Consider the following 8,895-nt stretch of genomic DNA (forward strand, 5'->3'; position numbering starts at 1 on the left):
GCTCTCTTACGACAAGGACTTTGCCTGTTCATGAGTATTTCGTTTCTACCCAAGCGCCACGTGCTGGCTGCATTGATTTGCCTGACCACCGGCCAGGTGCTGGCGGCTGCGCCGACCCTGTCTCTCAAACCCTGGGCACCGAACCTGTCGGTCGATGCCGTGGCGTTTCTGCCCGCCAGCCCCGACGGCGAACGCCTCGCCGCCAGCGAGCGTGACGGCTTGCTCTTGCTGGATGCGCAAGGCAAGGAACAGCTGCGTTTGAAGGGCTCGTTCAATGGCGTGGACAGCCGCGCCGCCGGCCAACAAGTGTTGGTCGCGAGCCTCGACAACAATCGTCAGCAAGCACTGTTGGTCAGCCTTGATCCGCGTAAGCGCACATGGGGTCAACCGGTTTATCTGCCGCCGCGCGATTACCCGGTCAATGGTCTGTGCCTGTACCGCGACGATGCGAGCAACCTGTTCCTGTTTCTAGTGGGCGAGGAGGGCAAGGGCGAGCAATGGCTGGTGGGCAATGGCGCGACGCTCAACTCCCAGCCACAACGAGTGCGCGGTTTGCCGCTGCCGCCTTCGGCAACGGATTGCCAGGTCGACGATGGCGTCAATCAGTTGCTGGTCAACGAGGAAAACGTCGGATGGTGGGCCTACCCGGCGCATCCCGAAGCCGATGTCACGCGCAGCCCGGTGGCCATGCGTGAACCGTTCGGCGAGATCAAAAAAACCGCAGGCGCCATGGCGTTGGTGCCGGGTGGCATTGTCGCGCTCGACCCGAAAGCGGCGCAATTGCACCTCTATCAGCATCAGGGTGAACGCTGGTCAGCTCAGGCAATCCTGGCGCTGCCAGGCTTGAACGAACCGGAAAGCCTCGCCCTGCGCCCAACCGATAAAGGCCTGCAAATACTGCTGCGTGACGATGACGACGGCCGACTGTATCAAGGCGTGCTCGACTGGCAGCCTACGCCGATGCCGTTGACGCCAGTGCTGCCAAGCGTAAAAGCGCTGAGTCAAAGTGATCCGGTCGGGCGCCAGGGCGATGCGGCGGACGATCCGGCGATCTGGATTCACCCCCAGCAACCCTCCCTGAGCCGTGTGCTGGGCACCAATAAAAAGCAGGGGCTGCTGGCGTACGACCTGCAAGGCAAGTTGCTGCAGGACCTGCCGGTCGGACGCCTGAACAACGTCGACGTGCGACCGAATTTCAAACTCGGCCAGCAGACGGTCGACCTCGCCGTGGCCAGCAATCGCGATCGCAACAGCCTTAGCCTGTTCAGCATCGACCGTCATAGCGGCGAGCTGCGCGAAGCTGGCGAGATCCCCACGCCACTCAAGGACATCTACGGCATCTGCCTGTTTCAGCCCGCGAGTGGCGAGCTTTACGCCATTGCCAATGACAAGGACGGCACCTTCCTGCAATACCGCCTGAACGCGCCGAACGGCACGGTGCATGGTGAGTTGGTGCGTCAGTTCAAGGTCGATAGCCAACCCGAAGGGTGCGTGGCCGACGACCAGCGCCAACGACTGTTTCTCGGTGAAGAAGACGTCGGCGTCTGGGCGGTGGATGCCCGCGCCGATCAACCGGCGACATTGAGCAGCGTAATCAAGGTCGGGCCGCAACTGCAGGCCGATGTGGAAGGACTGGCGCTCTATCAAAGTGCGGCTCACGACTATCTGGTGATCTCCAGCCAAGGCAACGACAGCTACCTGGTGCTGGATGCCGAGCCACCGTTTGCTTCGCGCGGCGCCTTTCGCGTCGGTTTGAACGCCGAGCTCGGCATCGACGGTGCGGCGGAAACCGACGGCCTGGAGGTCACCTCGGTGAACCTCGGCGGGCCTTGGAGTCAAGGCATGCTGGTGGTGCAGGACGGCCGCAAACGCATGCCCGAGCAAACGCAGAACTTCAAATTTGTGCCGTGGGCCGAAGTCACCCAAGCCCTGAAGTTGCCTTGACCCGAGCTGTCATCAACCCGTCATCCGTTTTTCATCGAATAGCTCAACGGCCGTCGCGCATCGGCGGCCCGCGAGCATCAGACAAGGAGTTTCACCATGCAGGCCACACTCGAACACATGACGATCTGGGGGCTGATCAGCGACGCCAGTCTGTTGGTCAAAGCGGTCATGCTTACCCTGTTGCTGGCCTCGTTGCTCAGTTGGTACTTGATCATCCAGCGCAGTCGCGTGCTGCAACAGCGCGAACGGCAGATGAACGCTTTTGTGCAGCGCTTTCGCGACACGACGGATCTGCTGCCGCTGTACCGGGAAACGGCTGACAGCGAGAACGGCGTCGAGCCGATATTTCACGCCGGGCTTCACGAGTTCAATCATCTTCATCAGCACACGGGCAATGCCGCCGACGTGGTGCTCGAAGGAGTGGAGCGCGCGTTGTACGTCGCCATCAGCGAGCAGGAAGTGCAGTTGGAGAAAAGCTTGCAGTTCCTCGCGACGGTCGGTTCGGTCAGCCCTTACATCGGCCTGTTCGGTACCGTTTGGGGAATCATGAACTCGTTTCTCGGCTTGTCTCAGGTGCAGCAAGCAACGCTGTCGACCGTGGCACCGGGCATCGCCGAAGCGCTGATCGCCACGGCCATCGGCCTGTTTGCGGCGATTCCGGCGGTGATTGCCTACAACCGTTTTTCCTCCCGCAGCCAGACCTTGCTCACCCGTTACTACGCCTTCGGCAATGAGCTTCAAGTGCGCTTGCATCGCACGTTGCACGGCAAGTCGTTGAACCTGGCCGCCGCAGCCTGAGAGGAGAATGAAGATGTTGGTCAGACCGCAACGCAAGCACGGGCCGAAGGCCGAAATGAACGTCGTGCCGTACATCGATGTGATGTTGGTGCTGCTGGTGATTTTCATGGTCACCGCACCGATGCTGACTCAGGGAGTGAAGATCGACCTGCCCAAGGTGGCCAGTGAAGCCCTCGCCACTGACACGCGTCAGCAAATCCTGACCCTGTCGGTGAAGGCCGAGGGCGGTTACTACTGGAACCTCGGCGGTGAACTCGATACCCAGCACCAGACCGACAGCGCCGTGACACTCGACGACATGCGGGCAAAGGTCGCGCAGATTGTCAGTGAGCGGCATGACACACAGGTCTTTATCCGCGCCGACAAGGACGCCGGTTATGGCAGTGTGGTCTCGGCGATGGCGGCGTTGCAGCAGGGCGGGGTCAGCAACCTCGGGCTGGTGACCGAGGCTCTGCAATGACGGCGATGATCATGCACACTTCGACCATTTCGCTGCAGCGCAGTGTTCGCAGCGGGTTCTGGCAAAACAGTTTGGCGGCGGGGCTGGCCGGGGCGCTGCACGTCATTGTCCTGGCCTTGTTGGTACACGGCTGGTCGCTGGAAAAAACGCCAGCCACGCAGCCGACTGTGTTGAGAACCCAATTGGTGATGTTGCCGCCGCAGCCGCAGGCACCCGAACCGGTTCCAGCTTCAGCGGAGCCAGCTCCACCCGAGCCCGTTGCTGCCGCCCCCGTCGAGTCGATCAAACCTGCTGTCGATCCGCAGCTCCAGATACAAAAAAAACTCGAACAGGCAGCCTTGGCGCGCAAACGGGTCGACGATAAAAAACGCGAGCAGCAAGCCGAGCAACAGCGCGAGCGTCAGGAGACGCAACGACGTAACCGTGAGGCCGAACAACAGCAACGCGAACTCGCCCAGCAGCAAGCACAACGCGCCGAGCAGGCCAGACTGGCGGCCGAACGCTCGCGCCAACTGGCCGCACAGAAGGCGGCCGACAGTCGTCAATATTTGCCTTTGAGCAAGGAAGCGCCGGACTATCCGCAGCGGGCTCTGGACAAGAACATAGAGGGTGATTGCTCTGTGGAATACACCGTCAACCCGCAGGGCAAAGTCGAGAGTCCCAGAGTGCTTGAGGGTTGCCATCCGCTGTTTATTCGTCCATCGCTGGCCGCCGCCAACACCTTCCGTTACCAACCGCGAATCGTCGACGGTCAAGCAGTTCCGGTGCCGGCCGTGCGCAATACGTTCCATTATCGGATCAAATAAGAAGGGCGCCGCATCAACGCCATGTCATGCGCCATGGCTGGACCCTGTTTCTGGCTTTTATTAGTCCGCTCGGCAGGGTCAGGTCCCTTTAACGGATCAATGTGCCGCTGAGTCTTTACCTGATATACGATAAATCATATATTCGGAAAGCCGTATATGAGCTGAGACTTCCTGTTCAGGTAGATCCGCCTTCCGTCACACCCTTCACGAAATTCATGAGCGCATCAAGATGTTCGTCCAGGTCAAAAACAAACACTGAGAAACGATATGGCTGACCATCTGACACCGACCACTGTTTTCAAATGCCTGGCTGACGACACTCGGGTGCGCACCATGATGCTCATCACTCGTGAAGGAGAGCTTTGTGTTTGTGAGCTGACCTGTGCGTTGAATGAAAGTCAGCCAAAAGTCTCCAGACACCTGGCACAGCTGCGTAATTGCGGTTTGCTGTCGGACCGTCGGCAAGGCCAATGGGTGTATTACCGACTGCACCCGAATCTTCCTGATTGGGTCCATCAAGTGCTGACCACTGTGCTCGAAAGCAATAAGCGTTGGTTGAGCCCTGACGCCAAACGCCTTGATGAAATGGGCGACCGTCCTGAGCGGGCACTCGCCTGCTGTAAAAGCTAGATCGTTGAAGTGGTTTCACCTGCCGGTAGAAGACGATCAAGCTCCCGGCGAAGCATTCAAAACCGCATGGACGCAGCACCATCCGCTTCTCAGCCAATTCATCGGCCAGTTCGACACTCAGTCGAACTCTCACTGACTACAGATACGGAGCACAACCACATGACCATCAAAGTTGGAATCAATGGCTTTGGTCGGATCGGTCGCCTAGCGCTGAGAGCAGCCTGGAACTGGCCGGAATTCGAGTTCGTACAGATCAACGATCCGGCAGGCGATGCGGTAACCCATGCGCACCTGATCAACTTCGACTCTGTGCATGGTCGCTGGCACAACGAAGCCAGCGCAGAAGGCGATAGCGTCGTCATCGACAGTAAGCGGATCAAAGTAACGGCGAACAAAGCGATTGCCGACACCGACTGGTCGGGTTGCGATCTGGTGATCGAGGCCAGCGGCAAGATGAAAACCGTGGCGGTGTTGCAGGCCTACCTGGATCAGGGCGTCAAGCGTGTGGTGGTCTGCGCTCCAGTAAAGGAAAAAGGCGCGTTGAACGTCGTCATGGGCGTCAACCATCAGCTGTTCAAACCGGCTGAACATCGCATCGTCACGGCCGCTTCGTGCACCACCAACTGCCTGGCGCCAGTGGTGAAAGTGATCCACGAAAAGCTGGGCATTCGCCACGGCTCGATCACCACCATCCATGACCTGACCAACACCCAGAGCATCCTCGATCAGCCGCACAAGGATCTGCGTCGTGCGCGTGCCTCCGGTATGAGTCTGATCCCAACCAGCACGGGTTCGGCCACCGCCATTGCCGAAATCTTTCCGGAGCTGCGTGGGCGCCTCAATGGTCACGCCGTACGCGTTCCGCTGGCCAACGCTTCGCTGACTGACTGTGTCTTTGAAGTCGAGCGAGCCACCACTGTCGAAGAGGTAAATCAGTTCCTCAAGGACGCTTCGGAGAACGAGCTGAAAGACATTCTCGGTTTCGAGGAGCGTCCATTGGTGTCCATCGACTACCGTACTGACCCGCGTTCATCGATCATCGATGCGTTGTCGACCATGGTCATCAATGGCACCCAGGTCAAACTCTATGCCTGGTATGACAACGAATGGGGTTATGCCAACCGCACCGTCGAACTGGCCAAAATGGTCGGTCTGGCAGTCTAAGGAGCGGTCATGAAAGCGTTGTCAGCCCTCGCTCCGGAAGTGCGGCAGTACCTGCTCGTCACGGGCAATTACTGGGCCTTCACCCTCACCGACGGCGCATTGCGCATGTTGGTGGTGCTGCACTTTCACGCGTTGGGCTATAGCCCACTGCAAATCGCGGCGTTGTTTCTGTTCTACGAACTCTTTGGCGTTATCACCAACCTTGTGGGTGGCTACCTCGGCGCCCGTCTGGGGTTGAACCGAACCATGAACATCGGGCTGGGCATTCAGGTCGCGGCGCTGCTGATGCTGACCGTTCCGGTAGCTTGGCTGACCATCCCTTGGGTGATGGGCGCTCAGGCACTGTCGGGAATTGCCAAAGACCTGAACAAGATGAGTGCCAAAAGCTCTATCAAACTCCTGGTCCCCGATGGGCAGCAGGGCAAGCTCTACCAGTGGGTGGCGATCCTCACCGGCTCGAAGAACGCACTCAAGGGCATCGGTTTCTTTCTCGGCGGAGCCTTGCTGGCGCTGATTGGTTTTAAAGGTGCGTTGCTGACTATGGCCAGCGTCCTGACGCTGATCTGGATCAGCAGCCTGATCCTGTTGAAGAAGGACTTGGGCAAGGCCAAGGTCAAGCCCAGGTTTCGCGACATCCTGTCCAAGAGCCGGGCGATCAATATCCTTTCAGCGGCGCGGATGTTCCTGTTCGGTGCCCGCGACGTCTGGTTTGTGGTGGCCTTGCCGGTTTACTTGAGCAGTGTTTTCGGCTGGGACTTCTGGAAGGTTGGCGGTTTCCTCGCAGCTTGGGTGATCGGTTACGGCATTGTGCAGTCCTTCGCTCCGAACATTACCGGCAAGAAACGTGGACACGTACCGGATGGTCGTGCGGCATTTTTATGGGCACTTGCCTTGGCAGGACTACCTGCGGCCATTGCACTAGGGCTGAATGCTGGGCCGTCGCAACAGGTGGTGCTGTTGGGTGGACTGATGGTCTTTGGAGCGCTGTTCGCGGTGAATTCGTCGCTGCACAGCTACCTGATCGTGTCCTATGCCAAGGAAGACGGGGTATCGCTGGACGTGGGCTTTTACTACATGTCCAACGCCATGGGCCGTCTTATCGGCACGGTGCTCTCAGGCTGGGTGTACCAGCTGCATGGATTGGAGGCCTGCTTATGGATATCGAGCGCTTTCGTGCTGCTCGCGGCCTTGATTTCTATCGGGCTGCCCAAGCATTCGGTGTAGAGCGATCTTTTCTTCTATAAATGTCGCGCGGTGTCCTGAGAGGGGCGACAGCAGCCATTGCGCCGTTTTTTTGTTTGTCCATTCGTCCAATGCTCGGCACTTGCAAATACGTTGTCATCTCTCAAATACAAGCACGGACTTCCCGTGTATCAGAACGGAGAGCCAGCATGGACATTGATGAGAATGCTCCTGGAAATAAATCTCAGCAGGGCGTAACGGGCGGCACTGATAACGAAACAGGACATGATTCCAACGAGAAAGAACCTGAGGTTCCGCTGCCTCCAGACGACGAAGCGCCTGTCGATGAAGAAATGGCCGATGTGGATGCCACCAACTCAGTGTCGAGCGAGCATCCAGAGCCTTGACGCTTGCGTGTCGTTCATGAACCTGGCCCAAGCGCCGGTTTTTCAAGCCCGTTCATCAACTGGACTGCACCCCGCGCTAACGCAGAATTCAAATGTGTACGACCCAGAAAAGCTGGACCTCAATTGCGAGGTGGGTATGTCCATTGATTCGAGTTTTGAAGATCGAACACAAGGTTCTGTTCCGTCCAAGCCTGAGCCGGGTTCCGAGGAGCCGCAGCGTCCTGATGATCCAGGCCAGCCCGATCCTTTAAAAAAGCCAAAGGACGAACGTCCTGAAGATTGGAGAGATCCGGCCGAGAGAAACATGCCAGAGGCGGATGAAGAGACGTCGTCAGCTGACAATATGCGGTAATTGAGATAGCCCGACCGCACCGGTGCACTTTCCCGTAATAGTGGTGTTGAGTGGCACCCAGGCAAGTGATTAATAGAAACGCGTAATTAAAGATTGACGGCAGATTCTGGAAGTCTATAATTCGCCCCACTTCCGGCGCAGTCGAAACTGAAAACTCCTTGGTAAACAATGAGTTATGCGGTTTTCGACAGCGAGTTGCTTCAGGTCATCGAAGCCCAGAAGGAGTTGAAAGAGCAGGGTTGCTTGGCTATTTTGACGGTTCGATCTTCTCGGTCGAAAGCGGTGTAAAAGAGGTGTTGACAGCAGCGAGTAACGCTGTAGAATTCGCCTCCCGCTAGCGAGAGATCGAAAGCGCAAGTGGTTGAAGTTTCAAAGGAAACTTTGAAAACTTCGAAAAAAAACCGCTTGACAGCAACAGAGGCTGCTGTAGAATGCGCGCCTCGGTTGAGACGAAAGATCTTAACCAACCGCTCTTTAACAACTGAATCAAGCAATTCGTGTGGGTGCTTGTGGAGTCAGACTGATAGTCAACAAGATTATCAGCATCACAAGTTACTCCGCGAGAAATCAAAGATGTAACCAACGATTGCTGAGCCAAGTTTAGGGTTTCTTAAAAACCCAAAGATGTTTGAACTGAAGAGTTTGATCATGGCTCAGATTGAACGCTGGCGGCAGGCCTAACACATGCAAGTCGAGCGGCAGCACGGGTACTTGTACCTGGTGGCGAGCGGCGGACGGGTGAGTAATGCCTAGGAATCTGCCTGGTAGTGGGGGATAACGCTCGGAAACGGACGCTAATACCGCATACGTCCTACGGGAGAAAGCAGGGGACCTTCGGGCCTTGCGCTATCAGATGAGCCTAGGTCGGATTAGCTAGTTGGTGAGGTAATGGCTCACCAAGGCGACGATCCGTAACTGGTCTGAGAGGATGATCAGTCACACTGGAACTGAGACACGGTCCAGACTCCTACGGGAGGCAGCAGTGGGGAATATTGGACAATGGGCGAAAGCCTGATCCAGCCATGCCGCGTGTGTGAAGAAGGTCTTCGGATTGTAAAGCACTTTAAGTTGGGAGGAAGGGCATTTACCTAATACGTAAGTGTTTTGACGTTACCGACAGAATAAGCACCGGCTAACTCTGTGCCAGCAGCC

Annotated in this window: 9 protein-coding genes, 1 rRNA gene and 1 pseudogene (1 of these 11 running past the window's edge); all 11 read left to right on the forward strand. The window is 57.3% G+C overall.

From position 1 onward, the window contains the following. Window positions 1–30: 30 nt before the first annotated feature. Window positions 31–1,944, forward strand: coding sequence for a phytase (locus BLW70_RS16035; RefSeq protein ID WP_074875496.1), 1,914 nt, complete (start codon window positions 31–33; stop codon window positions 1,942–1,944). Between the two features lie 96 nt (window positions 1,945–2,040). Continuing rightward, a complete protein-coding gene (gene tolQ, locus BLW70_RS16040) occupies window positions 2,041–2,742 on the forward strand; it encodes a protein TolQ (RefSeq protein ID WP_074875499.1) in 702 nt (233 codons plus the stop codon). 13 nt (window positions 2,743–2,755) lie between these two features. After that, window positions 2,756–3,202, forward strand: coding sequence for a protein TolR (tolR, locus tag BLW70_RS16045; protein ID WP_074880602.1), 447 nt, complete (start codon window positions 2,756–2,758; stop codon window positions 3,200–3,202). Further along, entirely contained in the window at window positions 3,199–4,008 is an 810-nt protein-coding gene (locus BLW70_RS16050; protein ID WP_074875501.1) for an energy transducer TonB, read from the forward strand. Before tolR ends, BLW70_RS16050 begins: the two co-directional genes overlap by 4 nt. A 187-nt stretch (window positions 4,009–4,195) precedes the next feature. Next, a pseudogene (locus BLW70_RS31130) lies at window positions 4,196–4,267 on the forward strand (arsenate reductase ArsC); the annotation flags it as partial. Between the two features lie 8 nt (window positions 4,268–4,275). After that, window positions 4,276–4,638 (forward strand): metalloregulator ArsR/SmtB family transcription factor, encoded by a 363-nt coding sequence (locus BLW70_RS16055; protein WP_074875503.1) that lies wholly within the window; start codon window positions 4,276–4,278, stop codon window positions 4,636–4,638. Between the two features lie 159 nt (window positions 4,639–4,797). After that, a complete protein-coding gene (locus BLW70_RS16065; RefSeq protein WP_074875505.1) occupies window positions 4,798–5,802 on the forward strand; it encodes an ArsJ-associated glyceraldehyde-3-phosphate dehydrogenase in 1,005 nt (334 codons plus the stop codon). A gap of 9 nt (window positions 5,803–5,811) precedes the next feature. After that, a complete protein-coding gene (gene arsJ / locus BLW70_RS16070) occupies window positions 5,812–7,026 on the forward strand; it encodes an organoarsenical effux MFS transporter ArsJ (protein WP_074875507.1) in 1,215 nt (404 codons plus the stop codon). A gap of 167 nt (window positions 7,027–7,193) precedes the next feature. After that, a complete protein-coding gene (locus BLW70_RS16075) occupies window positions 7,194–7,391 on the forward strand; it encodes a hypothetical protein (RefSeq protein ID WP_074875509.1) in 198 nt (65 codons plus the stop codon). A gap of 16 nt (window positions 7,392–7,407) precedes the next feature. After that, on the forward strand, window positions 7,408–7,743 hold the full coding sequence (locus tag BLW70_RS30285) for a hypothetical protein (protein ID WP_139273390.1): 336 nt from the start codon (window positions 7,408–7,410) through the stop codon (window positions 7,741–7,743). A gap of 630 nt (window positions 7,744–8,373) precedes the next feature. Next, window positions 8,374–8,895, forward strand: a 16S ribosomal RNA gene (locus BLW70_RS16090); it runs 1,017 nt beyond the window's last position.

Origin of the sequence: Pseudomonas frederiksbergensis (genome assembly GCF_900105495.1) — a bacterium.
GTDB classification, from domain to species: domain Bacteria; phylum Pseudomonadota; class Gammaproteobacteria; order Pseudomonadales; family Pseudomonadaceae; genus Aquipseudomonas; species Aquipseudomonas frederiksbergensis.

Excerpts from the sequence above, each read along its gene's own strand:
- BLW70_RS16035 (WP_074875496.1), top strand. The coding sequence starts at position 31 with ATGAGTATTTCGTTTCTACCCAAGCGCCACGTGCTGGCTGCATTGATT.
- tolQ (WP_074875499.1), top strand. The coding sequence starts at position 2,041 with ATGCAGGCCACACTCGAACACATGACGATCTGGGGGCTGATCAGCGAC.
- tolR (WP_074880602.1), top strand. The coding sequence starts at position 2,756 with ATGTTGGTCAGACCGCAACGCAAGCACGGGCCGAAGGCCGAAATGAAC.
- BLW70_RS16050 (WP_074875501.1), top strand. The coding sequence starts at position 3,199 with ATGACGGCGATGATCATGCACACTTCGACCATTTCGCTGCAGCGCAGT.
- BLW70_RS16055 (WP_074875503.1), top strand. The coding sequence starts at position 4,276 with ATGGCTGACCATCTGACACCGACCACTGTTTTCAAATGCCTGGCTGAC.
- BLW70_RS16065 (WP_074875505.1), top strand. The coding sequence starts at position 4,798 with ATGACCATCAAAGTTGGAATCAATGGCTTTGGTCGGATCGGTCGCCTA.
- arsJ (WP_074875507.1), top strand. The coding sequence starts at position 5,812 with ATGAAAGCGTTGTCAGCCCTCGCTCCGGAAGTGCGGCAGTACCTGCTC.
- BLW70_RS16075 (WP_074875509.1), top strand. The coding sequence starts at position 7,194 with ATGGACATTGATGAGAATGCTCCTGGAAATAAATCTCAGCAGGGCGTA.
- BLW70_RS30285 (WP_139273390.1), top strand. The coding sequence starts at position 7,408 with ATGAACCTGGCCCAAGCGCCGGTTTTTCAAGCCCGTTCATCAACTGGA.